The organism is Vibrio sp. BS-M-Sm-2 (assembly GCF_041504345.1).
In the GTDB taxonomy this organism is placed as follows: Bacteria; Pseudomonadota; Gammaproteobacteria; order Enterobacterales; family Vibrionaceae; genus Vibrio; species Vibrio satsumensis.
Genome location: NZ_CP167894.1, coordinates 2,514,373 through 2,532,400, shown reverse-complemented (window position 1 = coordinate 2,532,400; position 18,028 = coordinate 2,514,373). Strand labels below are relative to the sequence as shown.

Annotated in this window: 12 protein-coding genes; 10 read left to right on the top strand and 2 right to left on the bottom strand. The window is 45.0% G+C overall.

Translation table 11 applies throughout. The features are described from left to right. Positions 1 to 3 precede the first annotated feature (3 nt). Positions 4 to 1,128 (bottom strand): efflux RND transporter periplasmic adaptor subunit, encoded by a 1,125-nt coding sequence (locus tag AB8613_RS11690; RefSeq protein ID WP_285954255.1) that lies wholly within the window; start codon positions 1,126 to 1,128, stop codon positions 4 to 6. A gap of 343 nt (positions 1,129 to 1,471) precedes the next feature. Next, on the bottom strand, positions 1,472 to 1,813 hold the full coding sequence (erpA, locus tag AB8613_RS11685) for an iron-sulfur cluster insertion protein ErpA (protein WP_004734539.1): 342 nt from the start codon (positions 1,811 to 1,813) through the stop codon (positions 1,472 to 1,474). Positions 1,814 to 2,109: 296 nt separating this feature from the next. On the opposite strand from erpA, the gene hemL reads away from it, so the two are divergent. From hemL to AB8613_RS11635, 10 genes are all read left to right on the top strand, one after another. Continuing rightward, positions 2,110 to 3,405 carry a glutamate-1-semialdehyde 2,1-aminomutase gene (gene hemL / locus AB8613_RS11680; protein ID WP_146490649.1) on the top strand — a complete coding sequence of 432 codons (1,296 nt, stop codon included), beginning with the start codon at positions 2,110 to 2,112 and terminating at the stop codon, positions 3,403 to 3,405. A gap of 342 nt (positions 3,406 to 3,747) precedes the next feature. Then, on the top strand, positions 3,748 to 4,833 hold the full coding sequence (locus tag AB8613_RS11675; RefSeq protein ID WP_285954254.1) for an AI-2E family transporter: 1,086 nt from the start codon (positions 3,748 to 3,750) through the stop codon (positions 4,831 to 4,833). Positions 4,834 to 4,943: 110 nt separating this feature from the next. After that, entirely contained in the window at positions 4,944 to 5,966 is a 1,023-nt protein-coding gene (rsmC, locus tag AB8613_RS11670) for a 16S rRNA (guanine(1207)-N(2))-methyltransferase RsmC (protein WP_372383850.1), read from the top strand. 216 nt (positions 5,967 to 6,182) lie between these two features. After that, positions 6,183 to 9,572 carry a response regulator gene (locus tag AB8613_RS11665; protein WP_372383849.1) on the top strand — a complete coding sequence of 1,130 codons (3,390 nt, stop codon included), beginning with the start codon at positions 6,183 to 6,185 and terminating at the stop codon, positions 9,570 to 9,572. A gap of 699 nt (positions 9,573 to 10,271) precedes the next feature. Then, entirely contained in the window at positions 10,272 to 11,954 is a 1,683-nt protein-coding gene (locus tag AB8613_RS11660) for an ABC transporter substrate-binding protein (RefSeq protein ID WP_060982640.1), read from the top strand. Between the two features lie 169 nt (positions 11,955 to 12,123). Then, positions 12,124 to 13,110 carry an ABC transporter permease gene (locus AB8613_RS11655; protein WP_017633262.1) on the top strand — a complete coding sequence of 329 codons (987 nt, stop codon included), beginning with the start codon at positions 12,124 to 12,126 and terminating at the stop codon, positions 13,108 to 13,110. 2 nt (positions 13,111 to 13,112) lie between these two features. Continuing rightward, on the top strand, positions 13,113 to 14,138 hold the full coding sequence (locus AB8613_RS11650) for an ABC transporter permease (protein ID WP_060982641.1): 1,026 nt from the start codon (positions 13,113 to 13,115) through the stop codon (positions 14,136 to 14,138). Between the two features lie 2 nt (positions 14,139 to 14,140). Beyond that, complete coding sequence (locus AB8613_RS11645; protein ID WP_048658172.1) at positions 14,141 to 15,124, top strand: ABC transporter ATP-binding protein; 984 nt, start codon at positions 14,141 to 14,143, stop codon at positions 15,122 to 15,124. 87 nt (positions 15,125 to 15,211) lie between these two features. Beyond that, positions 15,212 to 16,207 (top strand): ABC transporter ATP-binding protein, encoded by a 996-nt coding sequence (locus AB8613_RS11640; protein ID WP_060982642.1) that lies wholly within the window; start codon positions 15,212 to 15,214, stop codon positions 16,205 to 16,207. Positions 16,208 to 16,304: 97 nt separating this feature from the next. After that, positions 16,305 to 18,026, top strand: coding sequence for a glycoside hydrolase family 9 protein (locus tag AB8613_RS11635; RefSeq protein ID WP_372383848.1), 1,722 nt, complete (start codon positions 16,305 to 16,307; stop codon positions 18,024 to 18,026). Positions 18,027 to 18,028 lie beyond the last annotated feature (2 nt).

The following is an 18,028-nucleotide window of genomic DNA, read 5'->3' as shown; positions in this document are numbered from 1 at the left end:
CTCCTACTCTGCGGTTACGTTAGAGAGTTCAGCGCCTTGCTCAACAGCAATCACCGGATCACCATCACGCACAAAACCTTGCCCCACCGTGATGATATCGACACGCTGACCTAACCCCGTCAGCCACACTCCATCTTGCTCAGCTTTCACCAGTTGAATACCGACAAATTTCACGATTGGTGAGTCATCAATTGAAACCAAAGTTTTGACTCCAAGATTGCCCGCCTCATCTAGTGCCAACATGGCAGGTGTCACTTTGATAGCGTCTCTCGTTTCTAGATTGAGGGTTACTTCGGCACTGACACCAGCAGGTAACAGGCCATCGGAGTTATCGATTTCAATCTCAATTGGGAAGGTATTGGTTGAGGCAGAAGAGATTCGAGAAACATAACGTAAACGGCCTTCCGCTTCTTCTCTTCCCAGCAAGCGAACCAAGGTAGACTGATTAACTAACAAATGCTGGATATGACGTTCACTCACATCGGCTTCGATGACCAGAGGATCGAGGTCAATCACGCCCGCGACCGGATCGCCAACCCCAACAAAGTCACCAAGCTCCACCATCAAATCTTGAACCACACCAGAGAACGGGGAAGTAATTACCGTATTCTTTAAAGCCAACTCCGCATTGCGCATCATGGCTTTTGCTTCTGTTAACGAAGCCTCTGCTGTGGTGTAGGCGATTTCGCCTTGCAGCCCTCTTTTCTTCAGTGATTGCGCCGCTTTAAACTCTTTCTGCTTCAAGCGATATAAAGCTGAGGCTCGCTCAAGTTGAATCTCCAAATCACCCTTATCTATCTGGGCAATGGCTTGTCCTGCTTTAACCATATCCCCCTTAACAACATTCAATCTGACAATTTTGCCCGCGACTTCTGCGCCTAGACGAGCATGCCTATCGGGCGCCGTTCTTCCATAGAGATCAATCGTTTTAAAGGTCGGTGATGAAGTGAAGGTTTGAAAGGAAACTTTAGCCAACGGAATTTCTGTCGCCTTTTTTTCAGGTGACTCTTCTGCTTGCCCTACGCCTAAACCAAGCCAGATCGACAACAACACGACTAGAGTCAGAGAAACTAGCCACGGCTGCTTAAGTTTCTGAAAAAGTGGTGAGTTAGGAAATAGAGTGGGCATAACAAATCCTTTTGTCCGATGTAATTAAGGTGAGCTAATTGGCTTAACACTGTTATGTGCAACTTCCATATGCACAGAGATAACCTTACCAGACCAAAACCAAACGAAGTTGGACGCTATCGACAGTTTAAAGAATATGCCGTGTACTAAAAATGAAGGAAATACTTTGAAAAATAATAGGTTAAATATCGAGGTAAGTACTGATTTCGATGAAAAAGCCAAGCGGTCGACAGTCAGGTTTAACTTACTACGGCTTTTTGAGGAGTCTATAACACAAAAACGCCGAACATAGGTTCGGCGTTTGCAGTGTTTCTAATGTAGCTTTCAGCTTTTTCTGTTCAAGCTATACGCTAAATGAAGCACCACAGCCACATGTTGTTGTAGCGTTCGGGTTGTTCACAAAGAAACGTGCGCCTTCTAGGCCTTCTGTGTAATCAACCATGCCGCCCATTAGATATTGTAGGCTCATTGGGTCAACAACTAGCGTTACACCGCTGTTTACAATCGTAGTGTCGCCATCATTTACTTTTTCATCAAATGTGAAGCCGTATTGGAAACCACTACAACCACCACCTGTAATGTATACACGCAGTTTTAGTTCTGGGTTTTCTTCTTCAGCGATTAGCGTTTGTACGCGGGTAGCTGCTGCATCAGAAAAAGACAATGGGATATTTACTTCGCTCACGACAACCTCTCTTACCTGTGTCAAAAACAACATGATACAAATCTAATTCGAGACCATAGTTGTTGAGTATTTTCTTATATTCTACTGATTATCTAATACCTGACTGAAACGTTCAAGTATTCACCACCGGATCGCCTCTTTTAGTGCAGTAAAGTAGTCAATATTGAGCAATTAAAACGTGTAACCACACAAAACAACCAGATTCGGGCGATTATATCAGCGAAAGCATTCCTAGTTGGATTATGGATAGGTACAATGCGTGCCAATTGGTCCGACAGTCAAAAGAGGATATATCAATGACCAAATCAGCAGAGCTGTACGAAAAAGCACAGCAAACTATTCCTGGTGGCGTAAACTCTCCAGTTCGTGCATTCAATGGCGTAGGTGGTTCTCCAATCTTCGTTGAACGCGCTGATGGCCCACTTATTTTTGATGCTGATGGTAAAGCGTATATCGATTACGTTGGCTCTTGGGGTCCAATGATCCTTGGTCACAACCACGTTGTCATTCGTGATGCTGTTATTGCAGCAGCTCAACGTGGCCTTAGCTTCGGCGCTCCAACCGAAACTGAAATCAAAATGGCTGAACTTGTCTCTGAGATGGTTCCATCAATGGAACAGCTACGTATGGTGAGCTCAGGTACAGAAGCAACAATGAGTGCAATTCGTCTAGCTCGTGGCTTCACTGGTCGTGACAAAATTCTTAAGTTTGAAGGCTGCTACCACGGTCACGCAGACAGCCTACTTGTAAAAGCAGGTTCTGGCGCACTGACTTTAGGTCAGCCAAGCTCACCAGGCGTACCGGCTGATTTTGCGAAACTAACGCTAACAGCAACCTTCAACAATCTAGATTCAGTACGTGAAATCTTCGCAGCAAATAAAGGCGAGATCGCTTGTATCATCGTTGAGCCAGTCGCGGGCAACATGAACTGTATCCCTCCTGTAGAAGGCTTCCACGAAGGTCTACGTGAAATCTGTGACCAAGAAGGTGCATTGCTAATCTTTGATGAAGTAATGACAGGTTTCCGCGTTGCTGAAGGTTGTGCTCAGGCTTACTACAACATCAAGCCAGATCTAACGTGTCTTGGTAAAGTAATCGGCGGCGGCATGCCAGTGGGTGCTTTCGGTGGTCGCAAAGAAGTGATGCAATACATCGCACCTACAGGCCCAGTTTACCAAGCGGGTACTCTTTCAGGTAACCCTGTTGCAATGGCTGCTGGCTACGCGTGTTTGAACCTTCTAAGAGAAGAAGGCAACGAAAAGCGTCTAGCTTCAAAAACTAAGCAATTAGCAAATGGCTTCAAGCAACTTGCTGACAAACACGGCATCCCAATGCTAGTTCACCAAGTTGGTGGTATGTTTGGTTTCTTCTTTACAGATCAAGAAACTGTGACGTGCTACGAAGATGTAACTAAGTGTGATGTAGAACGCTTCAAGCGCTTCTTCCACCTAATGTTAGATCACGGTGTTTACCTTGCACCTTCAGCATTCGAAGCAAGCTTTACTTCTCTTGCTCACGGTTCAAAAGAACTGGATGCAACACTAGAAGCCGCCGATCGCTCTCTTGCGATCATTGCAGCTGAAAGCAAATAATCGAAAGCACTTTATAAGTCGCTAACTGATTGAATTTAGGGCTGCATTAGGTGCGGCCCTTTTTGTACGCCACGTTCATCAACTGTGAATATGGCAGCTTGCCTATCAGCCAACTAAGACCAAAATTGAACTAAAAACACCTAACGTTCCCAAAAAAGAAAAACCAACAGCATCAAGGTACCTAGGAACATTCTGAACCAAGGGATCTCTTTTTTTGTTTGCTGTTCTTCATCTTGGCATTTCTTATCTTTATTACAGCATCCCATTATCAAAACTCCTCATTGCTAACTCTCTGTTTTGCAGCCATTATAAACTTAGAACGCAAATATAGAGACCATTACCGTGTCAGAAAAAATTAGAATCAATTCCAGTCACTGGGTGATCATCATAGCCTTACTTGCGGCTGCTTATGCTTGTTACCTGCTTATCGAGCCGTACGTTAATTCAATTGTGATGGCTTTCATCATTTCACTGTTGATGTTCCCGATCCACGAGTGGCTTGAAAAGAAGATTCCGAATAAAGAAAACATCGTCTCTCTGCTGTCTTGTGTCATCCTGACTTTCATTATTGTGATTCCTTTATTAGCAGTGTTCGCAGCGATTGTGCAGCAAGGTTCTCTGTTCTCTCAGAACACTTACCAATGGGTGACACACGGCGGTATTCAGACTCTGTTTGAGCACCCTATCGTTGTTAAAGCACTGTCGTTCGTAAATAACTACCTGCCTTTTGATAACATTGAACCTAAAGCCATCGCACAGAAAGTTGGCGAATTCGCGACAAGTTTTGGTTCTAAGTTGGTTGGGATCAGTGCGAAAATCTTAGGTGATGCGACCAATTTCTTAATGGACTTCTTCTTGATGCTGTTCGTTTTGTTCTTCTTATTAAGAGATCACGACAAAATCATTAGTGTGGTGCGTCATATTCTTCCGCTATCTCGTAGCCAAGAAGACAAGCTTCTAACAGAGATAGAGCAAGTATCTAAATCAGCAGTAATGGGCTCATTCTTAACGGCCATCGCGCAAGGCTTTGCGGGTGGTTTAGGTATGTGGATTGCTGGTTTCCCTGGGTTGTTCTGGGGAACCATGATGGGCTTTGCCTCTTTCATCCCAGTCGTGGGAACCGCTCTCATCTGGATCCCTGCTGCGACATACTTGTTCCTAACAGGCGATACCACTTGGGCGATTTTCCTAACGGTTTACTGTGTAGCAATTGTTGGTTCAATTGATAACCTGCTACGTCCGTTGTTGATGCAAGGCAGTGCAGGCATGAATACCCTAATGATCTTCTTCTCACTGTTAGGTGGTATTCAACTGTTTGGCCTAATTGGTCTTATCTATGGCCCACTAATCTTTGCGATTACCATTGTCCTATTCAACATCTACGATGAAGAGTTTAAAGACTTTTTAAACCAGCAAGACAAGAGTTAATCAACAGCTCAGCAACTTGGTTGCCGAACGAGTATTAAACACTTCAAGCTTTGGGCGGATTATGCGAAAATCCGCCCTCATTTTTTGCTAACGATTCAACAGAGTATCCTATGTCAGCTTATATTGCCCCAAGCCAGATTGCTCAACGCCAACTCGCCTACTTTGAAGGCAAACATGTTTTAGTTGCAGGTGAGGCAGAAGACTTGTTCCCTGTTGAGTTAGCGAAACATTGTGAATCTGTCTCTGTATTTACGTCTAATTACAGCTACTACCGTCAATTGGAAGGCTGTAACACCATCCAACGTTTTTATGGTGCTGAGTTTACTGAAGAGACCAAAGCAGACTTAGTGATGCTGTATTGGCCAAAGGCCAAGGCAGAAGCAGAATTTTTGTTAGCGATGTTATTTGCCAAGCTAGGCAAAGATACCGAAATCGTCGTGGTTGGTGAGAACCGCTCAGGCGTGAAAAGCATCGAGAAGATGTTTACTCCTTACGGCAAAGTCGTTAAATACGATTCAGCACGTCGCTGCTCTTTCTACTGGGGTCAATGCTTCGAGCAACCACAAGCATTCAACCTAAAAGACTGGTTTAAGACCTACACGGTTAACATTGATGAACAACCTCTGACGGTAAAAAGCCTTCCTGGCGTCTTCAGTCACGGTCAATTCGATGTCGGCAGCCAACTTCTGCTTGATACTCTGCCAAAACTAAAAGGCAAAGTACTGGACTTTGGTTGTGGTGCAGGCGTATTAGGCGCGGTAATGGCATCTCGTAACCCTGATATCGAACTAGAAATGTGCGACATCAGTGCATTTGCCGTGGCATCCAGCCAAGCAACCCTAGAAGCGAACGGTTTAACGGGTAAAGTCTTCGCTTCAGATGTCTATTCTGATACTGCAGAAGACTACCAGTTCATCATCAGTAATCCACCATTCCACTCAGGTTTGGATACTAGCTACAGTGCGACTGAGACCTTACTTGCTCAGGCTCCTAAGCATTTGAAACGTTCTGGTGAGATGATTATTGTTGCGAACAGTTTCTTAAAATACATTCCAATTATTGAACAAGCGTTTGGAAAATGCGCGACTCTAAATAAGACCACTAAATTCGCGATTTATCACGCAAGCAAATAGCCTACCTAACACAGCGCAGGGTCATTATCTGCGCTGTCTGTTCATATTTTTGTCAAAACTCTATAAAAATGAGCTTTTGCACACGCTTTAAATACCACTTACTTGTCAAAGTAAAAAAACTCGTTAATTTCGTTAAATTGGAACCCGTTAATTCTATTCTCTGTACTTGTTTTCGCCCCTTTTAGCAGTACATCAAAGGAAAGTAGTACCCAATTTATGTTTAGATTCTATCGTAAGCAGAAGTTTAAGCGCCTTCAAAATACCCTAATGCTGGCATTTCTTGTCCTCAGTATTACCCCAGTGACACTTATCGCGATGTTTTTCCTCCAATCGCACAGTCAGGATCTCCAGGAACAAAGCACCTCACACCTTGTTTCGGTTCGTGATACTAAGCAGCAGCAAATTGTCGATTACCTACAAGCCCAAGAATCCCAAGTGATGGGCTTTGTTCGCTCAGAATTGGCCAATGCCAGTGGCGGGCGATTTTATGGTTTAATCAATGCTTTCCAACGATTGGGGTTAGATATTGACGAGGCACGCAGTAATGCGCAGCAACGCTACATTCAGGGATCTGGCGATCAAATCAAAACGTCGATTCTTCCAGAGTCCAGTAGCTTTATTGGCAGCGAGCGTTATCGACTACTTCACAAGCGCTACCATAATGCTTACCTAGAGCTGCTTAAACGCTCTGATTTTGACGATATTCTCTTGGTTGATATCAACGGTAACGTCGCTTATTCCGTCTTTAAAAATGATGATTACGGCACCAACCTGCTGACTGGAAAATACAAGGACTCCAACCTAGGTATTACCTTTCAACGACTAGCGAAAGACGTAACCGACCGACGCAAATCTAACGAAGATTACACGCCGGTTATCGTTTCTGACTTTAAAGACGAGAACGGCAAGCAGACCGCATGGCTAGGCGCACCTATCGTTCAACAGGGCTACCTACACAGTTACGCGATGTTTAGATTGCCAATCAACGGCATTACTAAGCTGATTGCGGATCTCAACAAGAGTTCGAATATTCAAACACTACTTGTGGGTGATGATCACCTGCCGCGTAGCCTTGCTCATTCACAAGAATCTATCAACTTAAGCTTAGATGTTGTCGATAAAGCATTGGCTGGCGAAACAGCGGTTGGCACCTTCGACAACACCCTGAATCAAGCGATCATCGCAGCCTATACACCAATTGAACTCAAGTACGCGACTTGGGCTCTTGTTGTCGAGCTTCCGGAGAAAGAGGCATTTGCCCGTATTCATCAGTTAGAAAAGATCTTCGTGATAGTGATGTTAACCGCGATCATTCTGGTTGTTGTCGCATCGCACTATCTGTCTAACTTCATCACCTCACCGCTACTTAAACTGACGTGGGCAGCCGAGAAAGTTTCTGCGGGTGATCTTGATGAGACGATGATCAATACCGAACGTAAAGATGAAATCGGTCGTTTGGCGGTAAGCTTTGAACGAATGCAGCGCTCCATTCGTGAAAAGATGCTGCTTATCAAAAGCCAAAATGATGAGCTTGAAGACAACCTCAAGACCATTAAAAAGCAAAACGAAGATTTGCAGCTGGCTAACAAACTCAAAGATGAGTTCTTAGCAACCACCTCTCACGAATTGAGAACACCACTGCATGGCATGGTGGGCATTGCTGAAGCGTTGATATCTGGAGCGAATGGTCCTATTCCTGCTAATCAGAAGTATCAGTTGGATATCATCATCAATAGTGGTCAGAGATTGGCGACCTTGGTTGATGATCTGCTTGATTATCACAAGATGCGCTATGGCAGCTTGGACATTAAGAAGTCAGCCGTTGATTTGTCTGCAGCCACCAGCTTGGTCCTAGAGTTGTCTCATCACCTGTTGGGCAATAAGCCAATCCGTATTATTAACCAAGTGCCAAGTGATTTAGGGCTGGTTTCATCGGATCCTCAACGACTTGAGCAAGTAATGTATAACTTGGTCGGCAATGCCATCAAGTACACCTCAGAAGGTAAAATTGTTATCTCTGCCAGCGTTATCGACGACAACATTCGTGTACAAGTTGTCGATACTGGCCAAGGTATTCCAGCCGAGTATCTTGAACACATCTTTGAGCCATTGATTCAAGCAGGACAAGATGCGAGTAACTACCGCCAAGGTGCTGGGCTTGGATTATCGATCAGTCGTCAGTTAATTGAGTTAATGGGCGGTTCGCTGTACGTAAGTAGCCAGCCAATGCTTGGCACTACGTTTAGCTTTACCCTGCCCCTAGCTACTCAAGATGAGCTGGACAGTTACAACGAATCAGGTCACTACTCGCACTTCCAAGCACCTGATTTAATTGATAACAGCCAACAAGAAAACAGTGTTATCAGTGAAAACCCAGATGGTCCGTTACTGGTTATCGCCGATGATGAGCCGGTTAACCTGCGAGTATTAGACAGCTTCTTGAAGTTAGAAGGTTATCGAGTACGTACTGCATGTGACGGCCCTGAAACCATCGAGTTAATTGAAAAAGAGAAACCGGAACTACTGCTGCTCGATATAATGATGCCAGGTATGAGCGGCTATCAGGTTTGTGAAGCACTGCGTAAGCAATACGATCATGCTCAATTGCCAATCATCATGCTAACGGCACTCAACCAAGCAGAAGACCGTGTTCGAGGTTTCGAAGCGGGTGCCAATGACTACTTATCGAAGCCATTCAACAAACAAGAACTGGCGGCTCGAATAACAGCGCATCTATCAGCAAGTAAAGCCGAACAGAGGCGCCTTGAAAACGACCAACTGCAACTCGAGCTCAAACATAGAGCGATGGTTGAGGCTAACCTGTTGGAAACTCAAGGACGCTTATTAGAACAGTTAGAATCGGCACCTGAGGCTATCATCTGTATTCGTGATGACCAACGTATTCGCTTTGCTAACGAAGCGGCAGCGAAGCTATTCAGGCGCGGTCAAGAACAACTTAAACGCTCAATGGCTGACGAGATCATCGCACCTAAATACCTTAAGGTGGAACAAGCACACTACTGCGGTGACATTGATATCTATATAGATGACACACGTCAGCGCATACCAAGTGACATCCTTAAGCTACCTGAAGGCTCAGGGCTCGACACCATGTATATCTTTAATGTAGGCGGTGGCGTTAACTCAAACCGTATTAATAACCTTGAGACCGCTGTTGAAGCGCTTTCTAGCTATGCATTTGAAGGTGATAAGGACAAACTGCAACAATTGAAAGAACTCGGTGGTGAGTTTACTCGTCTTGCAGATAAAGCCACTGGAGAAGGTAAAAACAAGCAAGAGTTAATGCGTGAGGTCTTAGTCGATGCGATGACTAATGCCATTATCTACTGGGAATCGGTGACTGGTGAAACCAAATTTGCTTTCGCCGAGAAGAGTGGCTTGTGGCGTGTCTACTTAGATCGCAGTACGTTGCAAACTCGAACGCTAGACAAATACCTACGCGTCGAAACCTTACCAAAAACACCTCGCTGGCGAACGGTATTGAGTTCTATCGAATTCATACTTGAGCACTGTAAAGAACAAACACCAGAGAGGACGCATATTGAGATGCTAAGGGATAAACTGCAGAAACTCTTGACCAGTTAAACCTGAACCAATACCTCCTTATTAGCCCACCTAGCGTGGGCTTTTTTGTGGGTATCATTCGTAATCAAAACACAAGAATGTCCATTCAAATACACTTCTTTCACGGTATTAAACAAGCAAAATGACACGTTACTCAAGCTTAAACAATCACCTGCTCAATCGCTATTTAGAAGCTTATTCTTGGCTGAATTTCACAGTTCTCCGACTCTTTGTTGCAGTTTGAGAAGCGAGTCACAACAGAACGGCAGATTTAATTCTCTAGGGAAATTTAACGTAAAACTGGCAAGTGACCGAGATCTACAATTACATCAGCACACCTTAAGGCATTATAAAAAAAGGCTAAAAGAGTAAGTAAGCACTAACATTATGATGCCATTGCAAAATCAAATGCGAGTCACATCACCTTAACAATTGCGCACAAAAAACCACCAAACCACCCATTTTTGACGTTAATGACGTGGAGTTAAGTATTTTTAACGTTTTTGACGGGAAACGAGTTTGATTAATTCATCGATAAGGTGTTTTCTTACTCCTGCCAAAGGCCTACAGGCCACTCTTACCACTTCTCAGAATCAACGATGAATCTGGAGCAACGAAGAAGAGGTAGGCCTTTAACCAGAGTGTGTATCTACTAAACAATTTAGCGACAGATAACATTCAATCCATTAGTGAAATGAAAGCAAATAGTAAGGAACAGCTATGCTTGCCAATATAAAAAAAACAGCAATAGCAACAGCAATTATTGCAACTGCTACAACAGGTTTTGCATCAGTAGCAACTGCTGCAGAACGCAGCGAACTGACCGTTCACCCGAAAGAGTACACTACATTCGTACGTAACTTTAACCCGTACCTTGGTGCTACTAACCTACATACTACAACTGACTTCATGTATGAGCCGCTAGTAGTATTTAACGAAATGCACGGTAACACTCCAGTGTTCCGTCTAGCTGAAAACTTCAAGATGTCAGATGATCTGATGAGCGTTGTTTTCGACATTCGTAAGGGTGTTAAATGGTCTGACGGAGAAACTTTCTCTGCTGATGATGTTGTTTTTTCTTTCAACCTTGTAAAAGAGAAGCCAGAGCTTGACCAATCTGGTATCAACTCTTGGGTAACTTCTGTAGAAAAACTAAACGACAACCAAGTTAAGTTCACTCTAACAGAAGCAAACTCAAACGTACCTTACGAGATTGCTAAAGTACCTGTAGTACCTAAGCACATCTGGAAAGACGTTAAAGATCCATCAACGTTTACCAATGAGAACCCGGTAGGTTCTGGTCCATTTACAGAAATCGATACGTTTACAGCGCAACTATACATCCAGTGTGCAAACCCGAACTACTGGGATGCAGACAACCTAGATGTTGACTGTCTACGTGTTCCACAAATTGCGAACAACGACCAATTCCTAGGTAAAGTTGTAAACAGTGAAATGGACTGGACGTCTTCTTTCGTTCCAGATATCGATCGTACATACGCAGCAGCTAGCCCTAAACACCACTACTGGTACCCGCCAGCAGGTACACAGGCATTCATCGTTAACTTCAAGCACCCTGATGCTGCGAAGCATGAAGCATTGAGTAACGTTGACTTCCGTCGTGCTTTCTCTATGGCTCTTGACCGTCAAACTATCATCGACATCGCATTCTACGGTGGCGGTACTGTGAACGATTTCGCATCGGGTCTTGGCTACGCGTTTGAAGCTTGGTCTGATGAAAAAACTCATAACAAGTACAAAGGCTTCAACACATACAACGCTGAAGGCGCGAAGAAGCTTCTTGCTGACGCTGGCTTCAAAGATGTAAACAAAGATGGTTTTGTTGACACTCCATCAGGTAAGTCTTTCGAACTAATGATTCAATCGCCAAACGGCTGGACTGACTTCAACAACACAGTTCAACTAGCGGTAGAACAGCTGAACGAAATCGGTATTAAAGCGAAAGCTCGTACACCTGACTTCTCTGTTTACAATCAAGCAATGCTTGAAGGTACATACGACGTAGCATACACAAACTACTTCCACGGTGCGGATCCATACACGTACTGGAACAGTGCTTACAACTCATCACTACAATCTGGTGATGGTATGCCTCGTTTCGCTATGCACTTCTACAAAAACGACAAGCTAGATGGTCTTCTAAACAGCTTCTACAAAACAGCTGATAAGAACGAGCAGCTAGACATTGCACACGGTATTCAGCAAATCATCGCTGCAGACCAAGTGACAATCCCTGTGATGTCTGGTGCTTACATGTACCAATACAACACAACTCGCTTCACTGGTTGGTGGAACGAAGAAAATCCAAAAGGCCGTCCAAACATTTGGGCTGGTATTCCAGAGCGTCTACTTCATGTACTGGACCTAAAACCAGTTAAATAAGTAATCGTTCAATCCTTGCGGCGTAACCTCTTACGCCGCTTATAAAAATCCCCACACTCTCAATTGAAAGTATGGCGCTAGTCGTCAGGGGATTTTTCGTTCCAAATTTCGCTAGGAGCGACCTGAATCCAGAAACAGGGAAACAATCTGGGTGAGTAAGGTGTGAGTTATGGGTTATTTTTTAAGACGTTTGTCATTTTATTTTGTCGCGCTATTAGTTGCTGCGACGTTAAACTTTATTATTCCAAGAGCAATGCCTGGTGACCCCGTTACCATGATGTTTGCGAACGCTTCTGTACAAGTTACTCCAGAGCGTATTGCTGCAATGAAAGAACTATTAGGCTTCGTTGATGGCGGTCTACTGGTTCAATACGTAGCGTACATGAAGAACATTCTTAGCTGGGAACTTGGTACATCAATTCAATTCTACCCACTTTCTGTAAACACACTGTTGGGTGGAGCATTCGGTTGGTCGCTTTTCTTAGCTGGCACTGCAGTTATTCTTTCTTTCTCGATTGGCTCAATCCTAGGTATTTTCGCAGCGTGGAAACGCGGCAGTAAATACGATGCCTTCGTAACTCCAGGGATGCTGATTCTACAAGCTGTTCCTCAAGTTGTTATCGCGATGATTGCACTATTTACCTTTGCAATTGGCTTAAAGTGGTTCCCAACAGGTTACGCCTACACCGCAGGTACTATGCCAGATTGGACAAGCTGGGCATTCATTAAAGATGTCGCTTACCACGCCTTCTTACCACTGTTCTGTGCTTCTGTTGTTCAAATTGGTGGCTTCCTAGTAAACATGCGTAACAACATGATCAACCTACTAGCAGAAGACTACATCACCATGGCGAAAGGCAAAGGCCTGAGCGAAAACCGAGTGGTATTCAACTACGCAGCTCGTAACGCGATGCTACCAAGTGTGACTGCTCTTTCAATGTCTCTAGGTATGGCAATCGGTGGTCAGTTAATTATCGAAATCATCTTTAACTACCCAGGTCTTGGCAGCGTACTTTTCAACGCAATTAACGCTCGTGACTACCAAGTACTGCAAGGTCAGCTGCTTATCATGACGCTATTCATGCTGTTCTTTAACCTAGTTGCAGACATGCTTTACGTTGTTCTTGACCCTCGTCTTCGTAAGGGTGGTAAATAATCATGAAAGACTTTCTAAAACTCATTTGGCGTAACCCGATGGCCCTAACAGGCGTCATCATCCTAAGTATTTTTATTCTTGGCGCGATTGCAGCACCATTAATCACCAAGCATGTGCCAGACAAACGTACAGGTAACCCACACGAATACCCTGGTTTCGTCGTTAAGTCTGCACAAACTAACCCTGATGGCTGGGTTGCTCAAAACCTAGCAGACGACCGTCGCACACTTATCATGTCTAAGAAGGCAGACCACGTACTAGGCACAACTCGTATGGGTCGTGACGTTTGGTCTCAGGTGGTATACGGCGCACGCGTATCTCTTGCAGTAGGTTTTGGTGCGGGTCTAACCGTATGTTTACTCGCAACTGTTATTGGTGTTTCTGCAGGTTACTTCGGCGGCCGTGTTGATGATGTGCTAACAGCCGCAATGAACATCATGCTGGTAATCCCTCAATACCCATTACTGTTCGTAGTAGCAGCCTTTATCGGTGAGGCAGGGCCACTCACCATAACCTTGGTTATCGGCTTTATGTCCTGGGCATGGGGAGCCCGTGTTGTTCGCTCTCAGACATTAGCACTGCGTGAAAAAGAGTTTGTAAAAGCCGCTGAAGTTTTGGGTGAATCTTCATTCCGCATCATCTTCGTAGAGATTCTGCCAAACCTTATCTCTATCGTTGGCGCAAGCTTCATCGGTTCGGTGATGTACGCAATCATGATGGAAGCAACCATCTCGTTCTTAGGTCTTGGTGACCCTAACACAATCAGCTGGGGCATCATGCTTTACAACGTTCAAACCTCTTCATCAATGCTGATTGGCGCTTGGTGGGAACTATTGGCTCCTTGTATCGCATTAACACTACTTGTAACTGGCCTTGCTCTGCTTAACTTCGCTGTCGATGAAATTGCCAACCCGCAACTGCGTTCTCATAAAGGCATGAAGCGTTGGAAGAAACTAGCGGCACAAGACAAACAAGAACGTGAACCAGAACTACCACCACAAAATGCACTTTGGAGCGGAGATAAATAATCATGTCTGAACCACTAATTTCTATCCGCAACTTATGCGTGGATTACATCACAGAGTCTGGCGATGTTCGTGCGTGTAACAACGTAAGTTTCGACATCGCTCCAGGTGAAGTATTCGGCCTAGCTGGTGAATCTGGCTGTGGTAAATCAACGGTCGCTTTCTCTCTTATGCGTCTTCATAAGCCGCCCGCTTACATCAGTGGTGGTGAGGTTATTTTCAACGGTGAGAACATCCTTGAATACAGTGATGACCGTATGCAAGCGTTCCGTTGGAGCGAGATGTCGATGGTATTCCAGAGCGCGATGAACGCGCTCAACCCAGTCCTACCAATGGAAGAGCAGTTCTGTGACGTAATCATGCGTCACACCAACATGACTCGTGAGCAAGCTAAACAACGTGCTGAAGGTCTACTAGAAATCGTAGATATTCACCCGAGCCGATTGAGTGACTACCCTCACCAATTCTCTGGCGGCATGCGTCAGCGCTTAGTTATTGCTATCGCGTTGGCACTGAATCCAAAGCTGATCATCATGGATGAGCCGACAACCGCACTTGATGTGGTTGTGCAACGCGAAATCCTACAAAAGATTTATGCACTGAAAGAAGAGTTTGGCTTCTCGATTCTGTTCATCACCCATGACCTGTCATTGATGGTCGAGTTCTCTGACCGTATCGGCATCATGTACTCAGGTGAGCTAATCGAAGTGGCTAACTCTCAAGATATTCTAGAAAACCCTTACCACCCTTACACCAAAGGGCTGGGAAGTTCTTTCCCTCCACTGACAGGGCCAAAGACAAAACTAGCAGGTATTCCGGGCAACCCTCTGAACCTGTTAGAGATCCCTGAAGGGTGTCGTTTCCAAGCTCGTTGTGACCGTGTACATGAAACGTGTACCAAGGTACCAACCAAGCTGCGTTCTATCGACCCGGGACATTTGTCTAACTGCCACCTGTACGGTGACCCAATAGTACAAAGGAAGCTATAGCTTGCACGCTAACTCAGCGTGAATAACGAACAAGGCGGCTCGACCACCTAAAAACAAGCAAAGCGAATAAGGATTCTGGAGACAATTATGAGCAAAGATTTCGGTCAATTATTGGTAGAAGGCAAGAATGTCGTAAAAGACTTCCCAATAAGCAGTACCACAATTCAAACCCCAATGATGCGTGCGATTAACGACGTGTCATTCAAGATGTACAAAAGCCGCGGCCTAGCAGTGGTTGGAGAGTCTGGTTCAGGCAAATCAACAACCGCAAAAATGATCGCAAAAATGTACGCACCTTCAGGCGGCACGATCGAATACAAAGGTCGTGATATCCAAGAGATCTCAAGCAGAAAAGATCTTATGCACTACCGTGAAGGCGTGCAGATGGTATGGCAAGACCCGTTTGGTTCTCTGAACCCAACGCACAATATCTTCCACCACATTGCTCGACCGCTGTTGATCCACAAGAAAGTATCCCCGGGTAACAAGAAAGAGTTAGAAGAACGCGTTTACGATCTTTTGGAGCAAGTGGGCTTAATCCCACCAAAAGAGACGGCGCAAAAATACCCTCACCAACTCTCTGGTGGTCAGCGTCAACGTGTCAACCTAGCTCGTAACATCGCGGTAGGTGCAGAGGTCGTTCTAGCGGACGAACCAACCTCAATGTTAGATGTATCAATCCGTGCAGGTGTTTTGAACCTAATGGAAGAGATGAAGTTTGAGAAGCAAATGTCTCTGCTTTACATCACGCACGATATCGCAACCGCTCGTTATATCGCGGAAGACCTATCGGTAATGTACGTGGGACACATGGTGGAATGGGGGGATACCGATGACGTTATTGCTAACCCTCAGCACCCTTATACCCAGCTACTGGTTTCAGCGGTTCCAGATCCTAAGAAATCGATCCATGAACAACTTGCTGGCAACAAAGGTGAGATCCCTCTTTGGACGCCAGTATCAGCAGGCTGCCCATTTGCAGGTCGTTGTACTCATGCAATGGACAAATGTAAAGAGCAGCTACCAGGGGTTACGCAACTAGCTGATAACCACTTTGTACGTTGTTACCTACACGAAAGCTAAGCAATAAAATCAAGTTAGGGTCTGCGGGCCCTACCTATTTATATCCAAAACATTCAAGTACCTAGCCAATAGAAACTAGGACTGTCGGAGAATATTGATGCTGTTATTGACCAACCATATTGGCTATGAATCCACAGGCCCCAAGCAGGCAATCTTACAAACTAAGAAAGCTCGCCTATCTAGCACAACGGCTTTACTCGTCTGTGCAGACAACCATATCACTGTCGGAAGTTTTGATGTGGTAAAACAAGGCCACGTAGCAAATTGGCATCAAGGGCAATTCTTCACTATCGACTTCAGTTCAGTCACTGAATCTGGTCGCTACTATCTACGTTTTGACAACCTGCGCTCTGAAGTATTTGAGATTGCTAGCAACCTATTAATGAACCACACGTTTTCTGATGTGCTTCATTACTTTAAGTCACAACGCTGTGGCGGTACTTTCGACAAGAAAGATCGACAAGCACAAATTCTCGGTACCGACAGGTACGTCGATGTCCACGGTGGATGGTATGATGCATCAGGTGATGTCAGTAAGTATTTTAGCCACCTGTCTTATGGCAACTACCTAAACCCGCAACAGATTCCAATGGTCGTTTGGAACATGCTGAAAAGCGTGCGCTTAACCAGCGACGATCCGGACTTCCCTAAATTCTCCATGACTCGTCTAACGGAAGAAGCGCTATTTGGTGCTGATTTCTTAGTGCGTATGCAAGACGCGGCTGGATACTTCTACATGACAGTATTCGATAAGTGGAGCAAAGATATCAACCAGCGCGACATCTGCGCTTATGCGACTCAAGAAGGCCATAAATCAACAGACTTACAAGCAGGCCATCGACAAGGTGCAGGTGTAGCTATCGCAGCATTGGCAGCCGCTTCTGAGCTTGAAATCTCTGGCAGCTACTCGAGCGATACTTACCTTGATACGGCAGCTAAGGGTTACTGGCACCTAAAAGAGCACAACCTCCAGTATCTAAACGATGGTGAAGAGAACATCATCGATGAGTACTGTGCCCTACTCGCAGCCAATGAACTGTATCGCGTAACAAAAGACCAGCAATACCTATCAGAAGCAAGAACTTGGGCAACTCGTTTAATTTCTCGCCAACAGTCAGATGATTCATTTGAGCACTTCTGGTCAGCGAATTCTGATGGCACTCGACCATACTTCCATGCAGCCGAAGCTGGTCTTCCTGTGATTGCGCTATGCGAATACCTCGACAACGAAACCGATGATGAATTAAAAGAACAGGCTCGCACAGTTGTTGAACAAGCTTGCCAGTTCGAAATCAACATTACCGACAAAGTCACTAACCCATTTGGCTACCCAAGACAGTACGTTAAGTCTGTCGATGGTGATAAACGTGATGCCTTCTTTGTCGCTCAGCAAAACGAAACAGGTTACTGGTGGCAAGGCGAAAACGCTCGCCTTGGCTCAATCGCAACCATGGCGTACTTAGTTCAGCCACACATTCAAGATAGCGAACTTAAAAAGCGTTTGATCCAACTTTCGCAAAACAGCCTCGACTGGATCTTGGGCCTCAACCCATACCACATGTGCATGCTCGATGGTCACGGTCACAACAACCCTGATTACCTACCACAACTTGGTTTCTTCAATGCGAAGGGCGGTATCTGCAACGGCATCACAGCTGGTTTCGAAGATGAACACGACATCGCGTTTAATCCACCAGCACAAAAAGACGACATGCTTCAAAATTGGCGCTGGGGTGAACAATGGATCCCTCATGGCGCTTGGTTCCTATTAGCAACCGCTGCACAGTTCAACTTCTTAGCACAAAGTAAGGAGCAATAATC